Annotated in this window: 11 protein-coding genes and 2 pseudogenes; 6 read left to right on the forward strand and 7 right to left on the reverse strand. The window is 71.7% G+C overall.

What is annotated here, in order from left to right; genetic code table 11:
- Positions 1 to 173: pseudogene (locus tag ABZ441_RS17470) on the reverse strand (xylose isomerase); the annotation flags it as partial.
- Between the two features lie 161 nt (positions 174 to 334).
- Here ABZ441_RS17470 and xylB point away from each other — a divergent pair.
- From xylB to ABZ441_RS17500, 6 genes are all read left to right on the forward strand, one after another.
- Entirely contained in the window at positions 335 to 1,822 is a 1,488-nt protein-coding gene (xylB, locus tag ABZ441_RS17475; protein ID WP_358974300.1) for a xylulokinase, read from the forward strand.
- A 71-nt stretch (positions 1,823 to 1,893) separates the two neighbouring features.
- The gene (locus ABZ441_RS17480; protein WP_358974303.1) at positions 1,894 to 3,180 is read left to right on the forward strand and encodes a VWA domain-containing protein; all 1,287 of its coding nucleotides are present in this window, start codon (positions 1,894 to 1,896) and stop codon (positions 3,178 to 3,180) included.
- Complete coding sequence (locus ABZ441_RS17485; protein ID WP_358974307.1) at positions 3,180 to 4,007, forward strand: hypothetical protein; 828 nt, start codon at positions 3,180 to 3,182, stop codon at positions 4,005 to 4,007. Before ABZ441_RS17480 ends, ABZ441_RS17485 begins: the two co-directional genes overlap by 1 nt.
- A 158-nt stretch (positions 4,008 to 4,165) precedes the next feature.
- A complete protein-coding gene (locus tag ABZ441_RS17490) occupies positions 4,166 to 5,533 on the forward strand; it encodes a cytochrome P450 (protein WP_358974311.1) in 1,368 nt (455 codons plus the stop codon).
- Between the two features lie 100 nt (positions 5,534 to 5,633).
- Positions 5,634 to 7,523: an ABC transporter ATP-binding protein gene (locus ABZ441_RS17495; protein ID WP_358974314.1), complete on the forward strand. Its 1,890-nt coding sequence runs from the start codon at positions 5,634 to 5,636 to the stop codon at positions 7,521 to 7,523.
- Positions 7,524 to 7,670: 147 nt separating this feature from the next.
- On the forward strand, positions 7,671 to 8,921 hold the full coding sequence (locus ABZ441_RS17500) for a low temperature requirement protein A (RefSeq protein WP_358974317.1): 1,251 nt from the start codon (positions 7,671 to 7,673) through the stop codon (positions 8,919 to 8,921).
- Here the strand turns inward: ABZ441_RS17500 and ABZ441_RS17505 are convergent.
- The 6 genes and pseudogenes from ABZ441_RS17505 to ABZ441_RS17530 form a co-directional block, all read right to left on the reverse strand.
- Positions 8,914 to 9,498 (reverse strand): annotated as a pseudogene (locus tag ABZ441_RS17505) (ABC transporter permease); the annotation flags it as partial. The gene ABZ441_RS17500 and the pseudogene ABZ441_RS17505 sit on opposite strands and share 8 nt — an antisense overlap.
- 108 nt (positions 9,499 to 9,606) lie before the next feature.
- Positions 9,607 to 10,590, reverse strand: coding sequence for an ABC transporter substrate-binding protein (locus tag ABZ441_RS17510; RefSeq protein WP_358974320.1), 984 nt, complete (start codon positions 10,588 to 10,590; stop codon positions 9,607 to 9,609).
- Position 10,591: 1 nt separating this feature from the next.
- Positions 10,592 to 12,574: an ABC transporter permease subunit gene (locus ABZ441_RS17515; RefSeq protein WP_358974323.1), complete on the reverse strand. Its 1,983-nt coding sequence runs from the start codon at positions 12,572 to 12,574 to the stop codon at positions 10,592 to 10,594.
- Entirely contained in the window at positions 12,574 to 13,638 is a 1,065-nt protein-coding gene (locus ABZ441_RS17520) for a glycine betaine/L-proline ABC transporter ATP-binding protein (RefSeq protein WP_358974326.1), read from the reverse strand. The genes ABZ441_RS17515 and ABZ441_RS17520 overlap by 1 nt, the downstream gene beginning before the upstream one ends.
- Positions 13,635 to 15,206, reverse strand: coding sequence for a GMC oxidoreductase (locus ABZ441_RS17525; protein ID WP_358974329.1), 1,572 nt, complete (start codon positions 15,204 to 15,206; stop codon positions 13,635 to 13,637). The genes ABZ441_RS17520 and ABZ441_RS17525 overlap by 4 nt, the downstream gene beginning before the upstream one ends.
- Before the next feature lie 76 nt (positions 15,207 to 15,282).
- Complete coding sequence (locus tag ABZ441_RS17530) at positions 15,283 to 16,815, reverse strand: aldehyde dehydrogenase family protein (protein WP_358974333.1); 1,533 nt, start codon at positions 16,813 to 16,815, stop codon at positions 15,283 to 15,285.
- Positions 16,816 to 17,098 lie beyond the last annotated feature (283 nt).

The following is a 17,098-nucleotide window of genomic DNA, read 5'->3' on the forward strand; positions in this document are numbered from 1 at the left end:
GGGTCCAGCGCGGGACGCGTCGCGTCACCGAACGGGTCGTTGCCACGCCAGCCCACGGTCCACAGACCGAAGGTGAACCTGTCCGCAGGGGTGGGGGTGAAGCGATCCGTCATGGTGTGTGTCCGCCTTCGCCTGCCTGGGGTCCGGGACCGCCGTCCGCAGCCCGAGCCTATTTGTTCACTGACATGATTAATTATGCACACCGCACCCCGTGCTCGTAACCCCCCGAACGACGAAACGAGGGTCACCCCTGTTCCGGTCGCCCTCGATCACGTAATTTGTTTGTCGCACTCCCAAAACCGCACCGCCAGATCCGCACGAGAAGAGGTAGCCCATGCCGCCGCGTACCGTCGTCATCGGCGTGGACAGCTCCACCCAGTCCACCAAGGCTGCAGTCACCGACACCGAGACGGGTGAACTGCTCGCCGTCGGCCGCGCCCCGCACGTCGTCACGGGTGAGGGCGGTGCACGCGAGACCGACCCGGAGGTCTGGTGGCTTGCGCTCTGCGATGCCGTCGCGGCCGGGCTGAAGGAGTCCGGGCTCTCCGCTTCCGCCGTCGTCGGCATCGCCGTCGCGGGACAGCAGCACGGCCTCGTGACCCTCGACCGGACCGGCCGCCCGCTGCGTCCCGCGCTCCTGTGGAACGACACGCGCTCCGCGCCGCAGGCTGCCGCGCTCGTCGCCGAGCTGGGCGGCCCCGAGGCGTGGACCGCGCGTACAGGCACGGTGCCCGTCGCGTCCATGACCGCGACGAAGTGGCGGTGGCTGCGCGAGAACGACCCGGCGAACGCCGAGGCGACGGCTTCCCTGCGCCTGCCCCACGACTTCCTCACGGAGCGGCTCGCGGGCGTGGCGGCGACGGACCCGGGCGACGCGTCGGGCACCTGCTGGTACTCCACCGCGACGGGCGCGTACGACTCCGAGCTCCTGGACCGCCTCGGCCTGGACGCCTCCATGCTGCCCGAGGTCGCCGCGACGGGCGGGACCCGGATCGGCTCCCTGACCGACGCCGCGGCCGAGGCGCTCGGCCTGCCGCCCGGCATCGCCGTCGCCGCCGGCACCGGGGACAACATGAGCGCCGCGGTGGGCCTCGGCCTGGGCGGCGCGGGGCTGCTGGACCACCCCGTACTGAGCCTGGGCACCTCGGGCACGGTCTTCGCCGCCTCACTGACCCGCCCGGCGTCCACGGCCCTCTCGGGATTCGCCGCAGCCGACGGTACGTTCCTCCCGTTGGCCTGCACCCTCAACTGCACTCTGGCCGTCGACAAGGTGGCCACGCTCCTCGGCCTGCACCGCGACGACGCGACGCCCGGCGGCGAGGCCGTCCTCCTCCCGTACCTCGACGGGGAGCGCACCCCGGACCTGCCCACCTCCTCCGGACTGCTCACCGGGCTCCGGCACGACACCACACCACAGCAACTGCTGGGCGCGGCCTACGAGGGCGCGGCCTTCACCGTGCTGCGGGCGCTCGACGAGCTCCTGCTGGCCTGCGGCCTCGACCCGGCCGACCCCGAGGTCGCCGGCAGGCCCCTGCGGCTGATCGGCGGTGGCGCCCAGGGCCGCACCTGGGTGGAGACGGTGCGCCGCCTCTCCGGCCGGCCCCTGATCGTGCCGGGCAGCGGCGAACTGGTGGCGCTGGGCGCGGCGGCACTGGCCGCTTCCGCGGCGGGTGGCGGCGACCCCGTCGCCGTGGCGACCCGGTGGAACGCGAAGTCGGCCGACACCGATGCCGAACTCCCGCCGGTGGAGAGGGACACCGAGACGTGGGAGCGTGTCGGTTCGGTGCTGGACAGGGCTTCGGAGCCGCTGCTCGGCGCGTGAGGGCAAGGGCCGAAACAGCGCCCGGCGGAACGGTTTTGGGGATGGCCGCGGATCTTCAATAGGATCCGGCGATGATCATAAGAAAACGGCTGAAGGCCGGGGTGTGCGTCCTGCTCGCCACCCTGGCCGCCGGGCTCGGCACCGCCCTGCCGGCCGCCGCCGACGAACCCTCCACCACCCCGTCGCCCAAGGTCGAACTGGTCCTTGACGTCAGCGGCTCCATGCGCACCCGCGACATGGACGGAGAGTCCCGCATATCCGCCGCCAAGCAGGCGTTCAACGACGTCCTGGACGCGGTGCCCGAGGAGGTGGAGCTCGGCATCCGTACGCTCGGTGCCGACTATCCGGGCGACGACCGCAAGGTCGGCTGCAAGGACACCAAGCAGCTCTACCCGGTGGGCCCGCTCGACCGCACCGAGGCCAAGACCGCTGTCGCCACTCTGGCTCCGACCGGCTGGACCCCGATCGGCCCGGCGCTGCTGGGCGCGGCCGACGACCTCGAGGGCGGGGACGCCACCCGGCGGATCGTCCTGATCACCGACGGCGAGGACACCTGCGGCCCGCTCGACCCCTGCGAGGTAGCGCGTGACATCGCCGCCCGGGGCATCCACCTGGTCATCGACACATTGGGCCTGGTACCGAACGCCAAGATCCGGCAGCAGCTGACCTGCATCGCCGAGGCCACCGGCGGCACCTACACGGCGGTCCAGCACACCGATGAACTCTCAGGCAGAGTAAAGCAGTTGGTCGACCGGGCAGCTGAGCCCGTCGTCACCCCCGTGGCGACCGAGGGGGCGGGCAGCTGTTCCGCGGCCCCCGCGCTGAAGGCCGGCCTCTACACGGACCGGCAGGAGATCGGCAAGCACCGCTGGTACCGGGTGGACGTGCTGCCCGGCCAGGAACTGCGCGCCTCGGTGAGTGTGGCGGCGGACCGCGCCGTGAACAACGACTACGGGGTGCTGCTCCGTGCCGTGACCGCGCACGGCCGTGAGATCGTCCGGGGCGCGGAGTCCGGCACGGGGCGCACGGACGCCGTGTCCACGGGACTGCGCTACCCCAAGCCCGAACAGGACGACGCCGATGTCTCCGACGGCGACGTGAAGCCCGCCGCCGAGGCCGTGTGCCTCCAGCTCAGCAACTCCTTCTCGGCGCCCGCGTCCGTGAAGACCACGCCCGGCATGCCCGTCGAGCTGACCATCGATCTGGTGGACGCCCCCGACGAGGCCGCCGACGCGGCGGCGTTCGGTCTGGGCCGCGGCTGGTGGCTGCTGGGCGTCATGGTGCTGGCAGGACTGATCGCCGGCCTGCTCTTCGGCTGGATCTCGCGCTGGCGTGTGGCCGTATGGAGGACCAACTGATGCGTAGCACCCGGAGAAACACCCTGAGGCGCGGATGCGTGGGCGCGCTCCTGGCCGCCGTCACCCTCCTCGCCCCGGCGGGCGTAGCTGTAGCGGACGACCCGTCCGCCGACGCGAGCCCGGCGGACGGCGAGGGCGCGGGACCGACGGAGGCGGGCACCACCTTCCGGACCGCGACGGCGATCCAGCAGGAACAGACGGCCACCGCGGACGCGTCCACGGGCGACTACCTGTACTGGGCGTTCCCCGCCGACAGCGGACAGCGTCCCACCGTGCGGGCGAAGGTGAGCCTGCCGGAGAGCGCAACGCGGAGCGGCGCGTCGACCTGGCAGGTCGACGTGTACGACGGGCTCCGCCGCCGGCAGGCCTGTGTGTACGGCCACCAGACCAGGAAGGCGGCGCCGGACGCGGGCACCGTGGAGCTGTCCTGCGTCCTGCGTACGGTCCGCGCCTGGTCCGAGCCGTGGGCGTCGGACCCGCTGCCCGGCAGCTACTACGTACGCCTGACCGTGGTCGGCCTGGCCGAGGAGGACCTCGGCCTTCCGGTGCACGTCGAGACCGAGGTGACCTCGGCCGGCCAGGGCGGCGCCGCCGACGTGGACGGCGCCCTCGCCGAACCCCTGGTGCCGGGCACGTCCGTGATCTCGGCACAGGGCGGTTCCACCGTGGCCGGCAGCGAGCCGGAGGACGGCTGGTCCTCCGGCTGGTGGACACACCGCTGGCTGTGGACCGCGGGAGGCGGCGTACTCGCCGCGCTGGCCGGGGTGTTCGGTTACGGCCTCACCCGCGGCCGCGGCCGTCCCGCCCAGGTGCCGCCGGGGGTCTGACCGGCTCGCGCACGTCGGCCCGGGGGGCCGCAGGCAACCGCCTGCGGCCCTCAGGCCTGTCCGGGGCAATACGGGAGGCAGCCACGTCGAACTGACGGCCCACTCGCATTAGGCTCTGCAACTCACCTACTGCGCACGGCAGATGACGGGAGTTCCCCATGTCCACGGAAACCGGTGCGCCCCTCGGCACCGAGCCACGCGGCCACCGGCTCGTCCAGGGGCCGAAGGGCCTCCCCCTGCTGGGGAGCCTGCTGCAGTTCGGCAAGGACCCCCTCGCCTTCTTCGAACGCCTGCGCGGACACGGGGACATGGTGCGCTGGCGGTTCGGCCGCAACGACTGCGTCTTCATCGCCGACCCCGAGTGCATCGGCGAACTGCTCGCCGAGACGGAACGCACCTTCGACCAGCCCCTGCTGGGCATCGCCTTCCGTACGGTCATGGGCAACGGCGTCGTGGTGGCGCGTGGCGCGGACTGGCGGCGCAAGCGGTCGCTCGTACAGCCCTCGGTACGGCCCGGACAGGTGAAGTCCTACGCCTCCACGATGACGGCGTCCACGGTGGAGCTGGCCGACACCTGGACGGGCGGCGAACGCGTCGACATCAAGCCGGAGATGGCGGCACTCACGCAGAAGATCGCCGTCCGCACCATCTTCGGGGTGGACACACCGGCCGACGCTGAGTCGATGGGCCGGGCCATGGACATCGCCCAGCAGGAGATCGGCAAGGAGTTCAGCGGTCTCGGCGCCGTCCTGCCCGACTGGGTCCCGACTCCCGGGCGGGCCAGGATCAAGAAGGCCGCCGCGGTCATCGACGCGGAGGTCGGACGCGTGGTGGCCCGCCACCGGGACGGGGAGGGTGGGCGGCCCGACCTGCTGAGTCGGCTGCTCACCGCGGTCGACGAGAGAGGGGCACACCTCTCCGACCAGGAGATCCGCGACGAGACGGTCACGCTCTACATCGGCGGCCACGAGACGACCAGCTCCACGCTGGTATGGGCCTGGTACCTCCTGTCCCGCAACCCGCAGGCGCGTGCGGCACTCACCGAGGAGCTGGACCGGGTCCTCGGCGACCGTGAGCCGGGGATCGACGACTACGCACAACTGACCTACGCACAGGCGGTGGTGAAGGAGACCCTCCGGCTCTACCCGACGATCTGGCTGGTCACCGGAGTGGCCGGAGAAGGGGCCCGGATCGGCGGCGTGCCGTTGCCCGAGGGCACCCGGGTGTGGAGCAGCCAGTGGACCACGCACCGGGACGAGCGGTGGTTCCCGGAGCCGGAGGTGTTCCGCCCCGGGCGCTGGGACGCGGAGGACGGGGACGAGATCCCGGAGTACGCCTGGTACCCGTTCGGCGGCGGCCCCAGGGCCTGTATCGGTACGCGCTTCGCGATGGTGGAGGCGGTGCTGATCCTCGCCGTCCTGGCACGCCGCTTCGAACTGGAGGTGGACCCGGGCACCGTCAACCCCGTGCCGACGCTGACACTGCAGCCGGACCGGGCGGTCATGGCGACCGTACGGGCGCGCTGAACACGCCGACGGGTGAAGCCGAACCGGAACACTTGACCTCAACTTTACTTGAGGTCATAGCGTGCCGTGCATACCGACCGACCCTTCCGGAGGCACCCGCATGGACATGGAAGTCACCGCGTGGCATTCGCTGCACAGCACGATGAACGCGCAGAAGGACCGACGGCCCTTCTCCAGGGCCACGTTGCGCCGCATCGCGGTGTTCGCCGGACCACACCGGAGCCGGATTCTCCGGTTCCTGCTCCTCAGTGTGGTCACCGCCCTGCTCGCGGTGGCGACACCGGTGCTCGCGGGGCGGGTCGTCGACGCGATCGTCCAGGGCGGGGCGGCCGGCACCGTCACCCGGCTCGCCCTGCTCATCGCACTGATCGCTGTGACCGAGGCGGGTCTCGGACTCCTCACCCGATGGCTGTCGGCGACCCTCGGTGAGGGGCTGATCGTCGATCTGCGTACCGCCGTGTTCGATCACGTCCAGCGGATGCCGGTCGCCTTCTTCACCCGCACCCGGACCGGCGCGCTGGTCAGTCGGCTCAACAACGATGTGATCGGCGCCCAGAGAGCGTTCAGCAACACGCTCTCCGGCGTCGTGTCCAACCTCGTCACGCTGCTGCTGACCCTGGCGGTGATGCTCACGATCTCGTGGCAGATCACCCTGCTGGCCCTGGTGCTGCTGCCGGTGTTCGTCGTCCCCGCCCGTCGGCTCGGCGCCCGGATGGCCAACCTCCAGCGGGAGGCCGCCGATCACAACGCCACCATGGGCACCCAGATGACCGAGCGCTTTTCGGCCCCGGGTGCGACGCTCATCAAGCTCTTCGGGCGCCCGTCGGACGAGTCCGCCGAATTCGCCGCCCGCGCGGGCCGGGTGCGTGACATCGGCATCCGTACGGCGATGCTCCAGTCCACCTTCATCACGGCGCTCACCCTCGTTTCGGCGCTCGCCCTGGCCCTGGTCTACGGCCTCGGCGGCTACTACGCGCTGCGCGGCAGCCTGGAACCCGGGGCCGTCGTCGCCCTGGCGCTGCTCCTCACCCGGCTCTACGCGCCGCTGACGGCACTGGCCGGAGCCCGGGTCGAGGTGATGAGCGCCCTGGTCAGCTTCGAGCGGGTCTTCGAGATCCTCGACCTCGAACCGCTGATCGCCGAGAAGCCCGACGCCCGCCGGGTCCCGGACGGGCCGGTGTCGGTGGAGTTCGACGGGGTCTCTTTCGGTTACCCCTCCGCCGAGAAGGTCTCCCTCGCCTCGCTCGAAGAGGTCGCCACGCTCGACTCCGACAGCGGTGCGCAGGTGCTGCACGACGTCTCGTTCACGGCGGAGCCGGGCCGGATGGTCGCGCTCGTCGGATCGTCCGGAGCCGGGAAGTCGACGATCGCGCAGCTGCTCCCCCGGCTGTACGACGCCGACGCCGGCGCCGTGCGGCTGAACGGTGTCGACGTACGCGACCTGACGGCCGACTCGATCCGCGAGACGCTCGGCATGGTCACACAGGACGGGCACCTCTTCCACGAGTCGGTGCGCGAGAACCTGCTGCTCGCCCGGCCGGAGGCCACCGAGGAGGAGATCTGGAACGCGCTGCGCCGCTCCCGCCTGGACGGTCTGGTGGCGTCACTGCCCGAGGGACTGGACACGGTGGTCGGTGAGCGCGGCTACCGGCTCTCCGGCGGCGAGCGCCAACGTCTCACGATCGCCCGGTTGCTGCTGGCCCGTCAGCGGGTGGTCATCCTGGACGAGGCGACAGCGCATCTGGACTCCACCTCGGAGGCCGCGGTCCAGGAGGCGCTGGCCGAGGCCCTGGAGGGCCGGACGGCCGTGGTGATCGCCCACCGGCTGTCGACGGTGCGGGCCGCGGACCTGATCCTGGTCGTGGAGGCCGGCCGGGTCGTCGAGCGGGGCACGCACGACGAGCTGCTGGCCGCGGGAGGACGGTACGAGGAGCTGCACCGCACCCAGTTCGAGCGGCCGGCGACGGAGGCCGACCGGCCTGTGGCGTGATCGCGGGCGGCCTGTCGACGTTGCGTGCCTCCGGGCCCGCGTAACGTGTCCCGGTGTCCGTCGAGCAGACCGACCCGGCCCGTGACCTGCGCAGTGTGCGTCGGCAGGCCCCGCCGCCACTCCTCCCACCGCTGAAACCGGGTACGAATGAGTCAGTCACACCCCGCCTCCCGTGCGTGGCACCGCCCGATGGTCGCCCGCCTCGCCGGTGAGGAGCACCGCACGGCGACCGTGCTCGAACTCTTCTTCGACCTGTGTTTCGTCGCAGCGGTCGCCCAGGCGTCGGGAGCCTTCGAGCACGAACTCGCCGAAGGCCACATCGGTCGCGGGCTGCTCGGCTACGCGATGGTCTTCTTCGCCATCTGGTGGGCGTGGATGAACTTCACCTGGTTCGCGTCGGCGTACGACACCGACGACGTCCCGTACCGCCTGCTGACACTGGTCCAGATCGCCGGTGCGCTGGTGGTGGCCGCCGGTGCGGCCGAGGCCCTCCAGCACGAGGACTTCACCGTCATCACCTGGGGCTACGTCATCATGCGGCTCGCCATGGTCACCCAGTGGCTGCGCGCGGCCCGTTCCGATCCCGAACGCCGGCGCTGCTGCGTGCGGTACGCGGTCGGCATCCTGGTCGTGCAGGTCGGCTGGGTGGCCCGGCTGGCCGTGCCCGACGACTGGGGGCTGCCGCTCTTCGCGGTCCTGGTCATCGCGGAGCTCGCCGTCCCCGTCTGGGCCGAGAGCGCGGGCAGGACCACCTGGCACCCCCACCACATCGCCGAACGATACGGCCTGTTCACCCTGATCGTCCTGGGCGAGACCATCACCGCGGCGACGGTGGCCGTACGCACCGCACTCGACGACGAGGCGGCGCTCGGCGACATCGCGACCCTGGTGATCGGCGGCGTACTGACCGTCTTCGCCCTGTGGTGGCTCTACTTCGCCCAGAACGCCCCTCGCCGGCTCACGGGCCTGAGGTCCGCGATCCTCTGGGGCTACGGGCACTACGCCGTGTTCGCCTCGGCCGCGGCCGTGGGAGCCGGACTGGCCCTGGGTGTCGCCCACACCACGGGTCACGGTCACCTGTCCGACCGCGCCGCCGCGGCGGCGTTCACCGTTCCGGTGGCCGTCTTCATCACCCTGGTGTGGCTGCTCCACCACCGGGCTGAGGAACTCCGCAGCCGGAACGACCTCATCCACCCCGTGGCGGTCCTCGCCGTGCTGGCCGTGACGTTCGCCCCGGGTCCGGTGCTCGCCACCGGCGTCATCACCTCCGTGCTCGTGGCGACGACGCTCGTCGTCGCGGCGCGTGCGCGCGGCCGGTCGGAACGCGCGGCGGAAGGGGAGGAGCCCGGGCGCGCAGTCGGCGGTCAGGGCCGCCGCGCGCCGGGGACCACTACGTGAAACGCAGTTCCGCCGGGTGAGCCGCGCGCCGCAGGAGCGGCAGGGACGTCGCCGCGGCAAGCAGGCAGGCCGCGTAGAGGGCCACCGGGACGAGCAGTGGCAGCAGCGTGACGAAGCCGGTGCCCGCGACGGTGGCGTACACCAGGTACACCACCGTGCCTCCGGCCCCGGCGAGCAGGAGCGCGGGTGCCAGCGGGAGCGCGGTCTCCAGGAGTGCGGCTCGGGCCAGGACCCGGTGGGACACCCCGGCGGCGGACTGGGCGGCGAGGCCCCTGCGGCGGGTGACCACTGACTCGGCGGTGCCGACGGCGAGTCCGCAGAGGCTGATCGCGAGGGCGATCAGCACGGCCGATCCGGCGAGGTCGATGCCGATGGCGTAGAAGGCCCTCTCCATCGGCTGGTAGCCGACCGACAGCGCCTCGAGGAGAACCCCGCGCACGCCCACGAAACCCACGCCGACGACCGTGACGAGCCGGAGCGCGGCATGCGTCCGCGCGGCGGCCCACGGGTCGTGTCGGAGGCGGCTCGCGGCGATGAGCACCGCCGGGCTCTCCGCGCGGAGCGTGAGCCTGCGGCCCAGGAAGGCCGCTGGTGTGGGACGGTGCCCTCCGCGGCCGGGAACGCGGTCAGCCGCCCCGGCAGGTGCCGGGGCGGCTGACGTCGTCGGACGGGATCTCGGCTCAGGTCACCGGTCCAGCCACTTCTTCCAGGTGTCCGGGTGCTCCTCGATCCAGCGCCCGGCGGCCTCGTCGGGTGACAGCCGCTCGGAGGCGATCAGCTCGGAGACCTCGTTCTGGTCCTCCTCCCGCCACTTGAACTTCTTCAGGAAGGCCGCGGCTTCCCCTCCCCGCTCGGAGAAGTCCGCGTTGAGGTACTTCTGGAGTGGGGTCGTCGGGTACGCGCAGTCGATGTCCGCCGGGTCCTTGGCCGCGCACGCGTCGGAGTACTCGGGGAGCTTCACCTCGACCATCGGCACCTCGTTGAACAGCCACTGCGGCTGGTACCAGTAGCTCAGGAAGGGCTTCTTCTCCTTGGCGAACTGCTGGATCTGGGTGATCTGCGCGGCCTCGGAACCTGCGAAGACGACCTTGTAGTCCAGGCCGAGGTTCTTCACCAGCGCCTTGTCGTTGGTGACGTAGGACGGCGAGCCGTCCATCAACTGGCCCTTGTCACCGCTCTCCGGGGTGCGCAGTTCGTCGGCGTACTTGTCGAGGTTCTTCCAGTCCGTGACGTCGGGGTGCTCGTCCGCCCAGTACTTGGGGACGTACCAGCCGATGTGGCCCGTGACCCCGAGGTCGCCCCCGGGAACGATGGTCTTCTTGTCCTTGACGTACAACTGCTCCTGGTCGGGGTGGCCCCAGTCCTCCAGGATGGCGTCCACCCGGCCCTGGCTGAGGGCGTCCCAGGCGGGCACCTCGTCGGTCTGCACGAGGTCGACGCGGTAACCCAGTTCGTCTTCGAGGATCTTCTGGGCGACGGCCACGTTGGCCTGCGCACCGACCCACGACTGGACGGAGAGCGTCACGGTCTTGATGTCGGCCGGGGCCGCGAACGGAGAGGACTGCTTGGTCATGTCCGCCGCGCCGCAGCCGGTGACGGCGAGCAGCGCGCCCGCCGAGGCGATGATCGCGGAGGTACGGAGACGGGCGCGGGTTCGGGTGCGAGCCATGTCAGCTCTCCTTCCGCTGGCGGCGGGCGGTGGGCTGGGTGACGCGGTCCAGCATCAGCCCCAGACAGACGATGGCGGCACCCGCGACGAGACCGGTGGCCAGGTCGCCCTGGGCGAGGCCGAACACGACCTCGTAGCCGAGCGCGCCGGAGCCGACGAGACCGCCGATGATGACGACGGCGAGGACCAGGACGACGCCCTGGTTGACGGCCAGCAGCAGTGCGGGCCTGGCGAGCGGGATCTGGACCTGGCGCAGTCGCTGGCCGCTGGTGGCGCCGAGCGAGCGGGCGCACTCCATCGCGGCGGGGTCGACGCCCCGCAGGCCCTGCGTCGTGATGCGGACGACGGCGGGCAGCGCGTAGACGACCGCCGCCGCAGCCGCGGGGGCGCGGCCCACGCCGAACAGGGCGACGACCGGGATGAGGTAGACGAACTGCGGCATCGTCTGGAAGACGTCCAGGACGGGCCGCAGCAGCCGTTCGAGGCGCCGGCTGCGCGCGGCGCCGACGGCGATGCCGAAGCCCAGGACCAGGGTGACGGCGACGGCGGCGATGACCTGGCTGAGCGTGTCCATCGACAGGTCCCAGACACCGAGGACCCCGATGGCGGCCATGGCGAGCACGGCGGTGAGCGCGGTGCGCCAGGTGCCGATGGTCCAGGCGAGGGCGGCGACGATCAGCAGGACGGCCCACCAGGGCAGGCCCTGCAGTCCGTCGCGCAGCGGGTTGAGGATCCAGCTGGTGAAGTGGGCGGCCCAGTCGGCGGTTCCCCCGATGACGGGGATGCCGGTGTAGAGGTGGTCGACCATCCAGTCCTTGGCGGTGTTGACCGGTTCCGCGATGGGGACGACACCGCCCTCGGGCCAGATCCGCCCGCCGGTGAAGCGGCCGACGACGGCGACGGCCACGGCGATCAGGGCGGCGATCCCCCAGCCGCGCGCCCCGCGCAGGGCGGCGGGGCCGGTGGGTTCCGTGCCGATTCCGCGTCCGGCCGCCTCGGTCGTACGGTCGAGGACGACGGCCAGCAGCACGATGGGGATGCCCGCGGCGAGTGCGGCGCCCACGTCGACGGAGGAGAGCGCCTGGTAGACGCGGTCGCCGAGACCGCCGGCGCCGATGACGGAGGCGATGACGGCCATGGACAGCGCCATCATGATGGTCTGGTTGAGGCCGAGGAGCAGTTCCTTGCGCGCCAGCGGCAGCCGTGCGCTCAAGAGGCTCTGCCGGCCGGTCGCACCGAGCGAGGCGACGGCCTCCATGACGCCGGCGTCGGCGCCGCGCAGCCCGAGAGCGGTGAGCCGGGCCATCGGCGGAGCCGCGTAGACGACGGTCGCGAGGACCGCGCCGGGCACACCGATACCGAAGACCAGCACGACGGGCAGCAGGTAGGCGAAGGCGGGCAGCACCTGCATGGTGTCCAGGACGGGGCGCAGGACACGGAACGTACGGTCCGAGAGCCCGGCGGCGAGCCCGAGGAGCAGGCCGAGCACCACGGAGGCGAGGACCGCGACCGTCATCAGGGCGAGGGTCTGCATGGTCGGCACCCACATGCCGAGCAGCCCGCAGAGGAGGAAGGACAGTCCGGCGGTCAGTGCCAGGCGCCATCCGGCGGTACGCCAGGCGACGAGGGCGGCGACGGCGGTGACACCGGCCCAGCCGAGTGCGAGCAGCGCCAGGTAGACGCCGCGCACCGACAGGACGACGGCGTTGCTGATGTGGCCGAAGAAGTAGAGGAACAGCGGGTGGCTGTCGCGGTTGCCGATGATCCAGTCGTTGACCTCGCCGAGCGGTCCGCTCAGGTCGACGGTCAGTGCGCCGGGCCAGACCCCGCCGCCCCAGCGGGCGTGTGCGAGGGGTACGGCGACGGCGGCGATCACCAGCAGCAGGAGGATCTTGCCGAGGGCGGGACGGCCGCGCAGGGCGGCGAGCGGGCCGTTCCCCGGGGGGCCGGACGCGGTACGGGTGGTGGCTTGGGCGGTGGCCATCAGACGGTCACCTCATGGGCTCCCGGGCCCCCGCCGGCCCCGGCGACGACATCGAGCAGGCACGCGTGGTCGACCACGCCGAGCAGCCTGCCGTCCTCGGTCACCCGTGCGACCGGTTCGCCGGATCGGGCGACGGCCTCGATGGCTTCGGAGACGGTGGCCCCGGGGCGCAGGGCGGGGCCGCTCTCGCTCTCGCCGGCGGTCGGCGGACGCATGGCGGTGGCGACGGTGAGGACCTGTTCGCGGGGGACGTCCCGGACGAACTCGCGTACGTAGTCGTCGGCGGGCGAACCGACGATCTCCTCGGGGGTGCCCAGCTGGACGATGCCTCCGTCTCGCATCAGCGCGATGCGGGTGCCCAGGCGGAGGGCCTCGCTGAGGTCGTGGGTGATGAAGACCATGGTGCGGCCCTCCTCGCGGTGCAGGCGGACCACCTCGTCCTGCATCTCACGCCGGATCAGCGGGTCGAGCGCGCTGAACGGTTCGTCGAAGAGGAGGACGGACGGGTCGACGGCGAGGGCGCGGGCCAGCCCGACACGCTGCTGCTGACCGCCGGAGAGCTGCGAGGGGCGGCGGTCCTCGAGTCCGGCGAGGCCGACCTTCTCGACCAGTTCGGCGGCCTTGGCGCGCCGTTCGGCCTTGCCGAGGCCCTGGATCTCCAGGCCGTAGGCGACGTTGTCGAGGACCGTGCGGTGCGGCAGCAGCCCGAAGTGCTGGAAGACCATCGCGGCGCGGTGGCGGCGCAGTTCGCGCAGCCGGGTGGTGTCCATGGCCAGGACGTCCTCGCCGTCGATCGCGAGGGTGCCGCTGGTGGGCTCGATGAGCCGGGTCAGACAGCGCACGAGGGTGGACTTGCCCGAGCCCGACAGGCCCATGACGACGAAGACCTCGCCCTTGTTGACGTCGAAGGAGACGTCCCGCACGGCAGCGGTGCAGCCGGTGCGCTCACGCAGTTCGGCGGGCGGCAGGGCGGCGTACTCGCTTCCGGGGATGCGGTCGGCCTTGGGCCCGAAGACCTTCCAGAGGTTCCGGACGCTGAACACAGGGGTACCGGCTTCACTCATCGGACATCGTCTCCGGTGGTCGGGGTCGCTCGGATCAGCTCGGCGCACTTCTCGCCCACCATCAGGACGCCGATCATGGGGTTCACCGCGGGCATGGTCGGGAAGACGGACGCGTCGGCGATCCGGATGCCCTGCAGGCCCTGGATCCTCAACTGGGGGTCGACGACGGCCGCCGGGTCGCCCTCAGCGCCCATCCGGCAGGTGCCGGCCGGGTGGTAGACGGTGTGCGCGACCTTGCGGGCGTACTCGCTGATGTCCTCGTCGGACGTGACCTCGGGGCCGGGGCACACCTCACGCTTGAGCCAGTGGGCCAGAGGTTCGGTCTTCGCTATCTCGCGGGCGAGTTTGATGCCGTCGACCAGGGTGCGGCCGTCGTAGTCGTCCTCGTCGGTGAAGTAGCGGAAGTCCAGGGCGGGCTTGACCTCGGGGTCGGCGCTGGTGAGGTGGAGCCGGCCGCGGCTGCGCGGCTTGGGGATGTTCGGGGTCATCGACACACCGTGCTCGGGCTTCTCGTAGCCGAGGCGCTCCGGGTTGTCGGTGAAGGGGATCTGGTAGAAGTGGAACATCAGGTCCGGCCCCCTGGATCCGGGGTCCCGGCGCACGAAGAGGCCCGCGTCGGAGTCCATCGCGGAGTTCTCCGGGATGGGCCCGTCGGTCTCCCAGACGATGACGGACTCGGGGTGGTCGAGCAGGTTCTCGCCGACGCCGGGGGCGTCGTGGAGGACGGGGATGCCGAGCCGGGTGAGGTCCTTCGCCGGTCCGATGCCGGAGTGCATCAGCAGCCGGGGGGTGTCCACCGCGCCCGCGCAGACGATCACTTCACGGGTGGCGCGCAGGAGTGTCTCCTCGCCGTCCTTGGTCCGCACGTGCACGCCGGTGGCGCGGTCGCCGTCGAACTCCAGGCGGTACGCCCATGTCTCCAGCAGGATCGAGAGGTTGGGGCGGTCACCGGCCTCGATGTGCGGGTGGAGGTAGGCGACGGACGCGGAGGAGCGCTTGTTGTTCTCCGGGTGGTAGGCCAGGTCGAAGAAGCCGACGCCCTCGTGGAACGGCTGCTGGTTGAAGCTCTCCACCCGGGGAACCTCGGCGGCGGCCCGCGCGGCCTCGACGAAGTCGCGGGCGATGGCGTTCCGGTCCTTCTCGTCGACGGGCACGATGTTGTTGCGCAGCCGGTCGAAGTAGGGGTCCATGGCGGCGGCGTCCCAGCCCTCGGCCCCGGCCTCGGCCCATTCGTCCCAGTCGCCGGGCAGCGGCTTGAAGCTGATCAGCGTGTTGTGCGAGGAACAGCCGCCGAGGACGCGGGCGCGGCTGTGCCGGATGTGGGAGTTGCCGCGGGGCTGTTCGGTGGTGGGGTAGTCGTAGTCGAGGTCACCCCCGAGAAGACCGAGCCAGCGGCGAAGGGTGAGTACGTCGTCGCGGTCGATGTCGGTGGGGCCGCCCTCGATGACGGTGACGGTGACGTCGGGGTCCTCGGTGAGGCGGGAGGCGATGACCGAACCGGCCGTACCGCCTCCGACGATCACGTAGTCGACAGGTTCGGGGCGTGCGGTGCTGGGGGGCGGGGGCATCGGTCACTGCTCCTTCTGCAAGGTTCTTGCGTGTACGTGGTGCTGCGAACAGCCGGGCGGGGCAGGGCGGTTGCGCTCAGCCGGCGAACCAGCGCTGGGGGCGCGGGTTGAGGTTCTGGTAGATGTGCTTGGACTCGCGGTACTCGGCGAGACCGGTGGGGCCGAGCTCGCGGCCGGTGCCGGACTTGCCGAAGCCGCCCCACTCGGCCTGCGGGAGGTAGGGGTGGTAGTCGTTGATCCAGACGGTGCCGTGACGCAGCCGGCCCGCGACGCGCCGGGCGCGGCCCGCGTCGGTGGTCCACACGGCGCCGGCGAGACCGTAGTCGGTGTCGTTGGCCAGGGTGACGGCCTCTTCCTCGGTGCGGAAGGTCTCGACGGTGAGGATCGGGCCGAAGGTCTCCTCGCGGACCACCTTCATCGTGCGGTGGCAGCCGTCCAGGACGGTCGGCCGGTAGAAGTAACCGTCTGCCGGGCGGATGTCGGACGGCTCGGGGCGGGCCCCACCGGAGCGGACGACCGCGCCCTCCTCGCGGGCGGATGCCACGTACGCCTCGACCTTGGCGAGCTGCTGGGCGGAGACGAGCGGGCCGCATTCGACCCCGTCGACGGTGCCCCGGCCGAGCCGGATCGCGTCGGCGCGGCGGGCGAGTTCGGTGACGAACCGGTCTCGGACCGACTCCTCGATGATGAGGCGGGCCCCGGCGGAACAGACCTGGCCGCTGTGGAAGAACGCGGCGTTCAGTGCCTGGTCGACGGTGGTGTCGAAACCCTCGCCGGTGGCGCACGCGTCGGCGAACACCACGTTGGGGTTTTTGCCTCCGAGCTCCAGGGCGACCTTCTTGACGGTGGGCGCGGCCGCCTGGGCGACCTTCGTACCGCTGGCGAGCCCGCCGGTGAAGGAGACCAGGTCGACGTCGGGGTGTTCGGAGAGCTGTGCGCCGACGGGGTCGCCCGCGCCGGTGACGAGGTTGGCTGCGCCGTCGGGCAGCCCCGCCTCGGCGAGGAGTCGGATGAGGTGGACGGTGGAGAGCGGGGTGACCTCGCTGGGCTTGAGCACGAAGGTGTTGCCCGCGGCGAGGGCGGGGGCGATCTTCCAGCTGGCCTGGAGCAGCGGGTAGTTCCACGGGGCGATCAGGGCGCAGACGCCGACCGGCTCGTGCACGACGACACTGTGCACGTCGGGGTCGCCCGCGTCGACGACCCGGCCGCCGCTCTCGTTCATGACGAGGTCGGCGAAGTAGCGGAAGGCGTTGGTCACGTCGTCGACGTCGACGCGGCCTTCCTCCAGGGTCTTGCCGGTGTCGCGGCTCTCGGTGATCGCGATCTCCTCGCGGTCCCGCTGGAGGAGGCCGGCGACCCTGCGCAGCAGCTCGGCGCGCTCGGCGACGGGCCGGTGGGGCCAGGGGCCGTCGTCGAAGGCGCGGCGGGCGGCGGCCACGGCCGCGTCGGTGTCCTCGGTGCCGCCCTCGGAGACGAGGGCCAGGACGGTGGCGTCCGCGGGGTCGAGGATCTCGCGGGTGGCGCCGGATGCGGCAGCCTGCCAGGTACCGTCGATGTGGAGGGTTTCCAGGGCGGCCGGGGGGTGGGCCGACGAGCGGGGAGCCGACATGTGGTGATCTGCCTTCCGTGCCTGATTGCTCCGCACCGGTCCGGCCGAGCACATACGCGCCGGTGTACCGGGATTCGGCACCAGCAGTCTGGGAACCTTTCCGTTCCGGCGAGATGTATGCCGAGATATTCACTCTGGGTGATGTGACTCACTGAGACGCCCGGTGGCATTGCGGGAATCCGACCCGACGGTGCTCCGACCAGGGATTCCCCTTGATCCGGGCAGACCGATGTGGTCGGGCGGACGGGCGCGGCGCCGCCGCGAGAGGCGCGCCGGTCGAGGA

Origin of the sequence: Streptomyces sp. NPDC005752 (assembly GCF_040630715.1) — a bacterium.
Lineage (GTDB): Bacteria > Actinomycetota > Actinomycetes > Streptomycetales > Streptomycetaceae > Streptomyces.

What these genes read in the sequence shown, in the direction of transcription:
- ABZ441_RS17490 (WP_358974311.1), top strand. Translation starts at nt 4,166, where the DNA reads ATGTCCACGGAAACCGGTGCGCCCCTCGGCACCGAGCCACGCGGCCAC.
- ABZ441_RS17480 (WP_358974303.1), top strand. Translation starts at nt 1,894, where the DNA reads ATGATCATAAGAAAACGGCTGAAGGCCGGGGTGTGCGTCCTGCTCGCC.
- ABZ441_RS17530 (WP_358974333.1), bottom strand. Translation starts at nt 16,815, where the DNA reads ATGTCGGCTCCCCGCTCGTCGGCCCACCCCCCGGCCGCCCTGGAAACC.
- ABZ441_RS17495 (WP_358974314.1), top strand. Translation starts at nt 5,634, where the DNA reads ATGGACATGGAAGTCACCGCGTGGCATTCGCTGCACAGCACGATGAAC.
- xylB (WP_358974300.1), top strand. Translation starts at nt 335, where the DNA reads ATGCCGCCGCGTACCGTCGTCATCGGCGTGGACAGCTCCACCCAGTCC.
- ABZ441_RS17515 (WP_358974323.1), bottom strand. Translation starts at nt 12,574, where the DNA reads ATGGCCACCGCCCAAGCCACCACCCGTACCGCGTCCGGCCCCCCGGGG.
- ABZ441_RS17520 (WP_358974326.1), bottom strand. Translation starts at nt 13,638, where the DNA reads ATGAGTGAAGCCGGTACCCCTGTGTTCAGCGTCCGGAACCTCTGGAAG.
- ABZ441_RS17500 (WP_358974317.1), top strand. Translation starts at nt 7,671, where the DNA reads ATGAGTCAGTCACACCCCGCCTCCCGTGCGTGGCACCGCCCGATGGTC.
- ABZ441_RS17510 (WP_358974320.1), bottom strand. Translation starts at nt 10,590, where the DNA reads ATGGCTCGCACCCGAACCCGCGCCCGTCTCCGTACCTCCGCGATCATC.
- ABZ441_RS17485 (WP_358974307.1), top strand. Translation starts at nt 3,180, where the DNA reads ATGCGTAGCACCCGGAGAAACACCCTGAGGCGCGGATGCGTGGGCGCG.
- ABZ441_RS17525 (WP_358974329.1), bottom strand. Translation starts at nt 15,206, where the DNA reads ATGCCCCCGCCCCCCAGCACCGCACGCCCCGAACCTGTCGACTACGTG.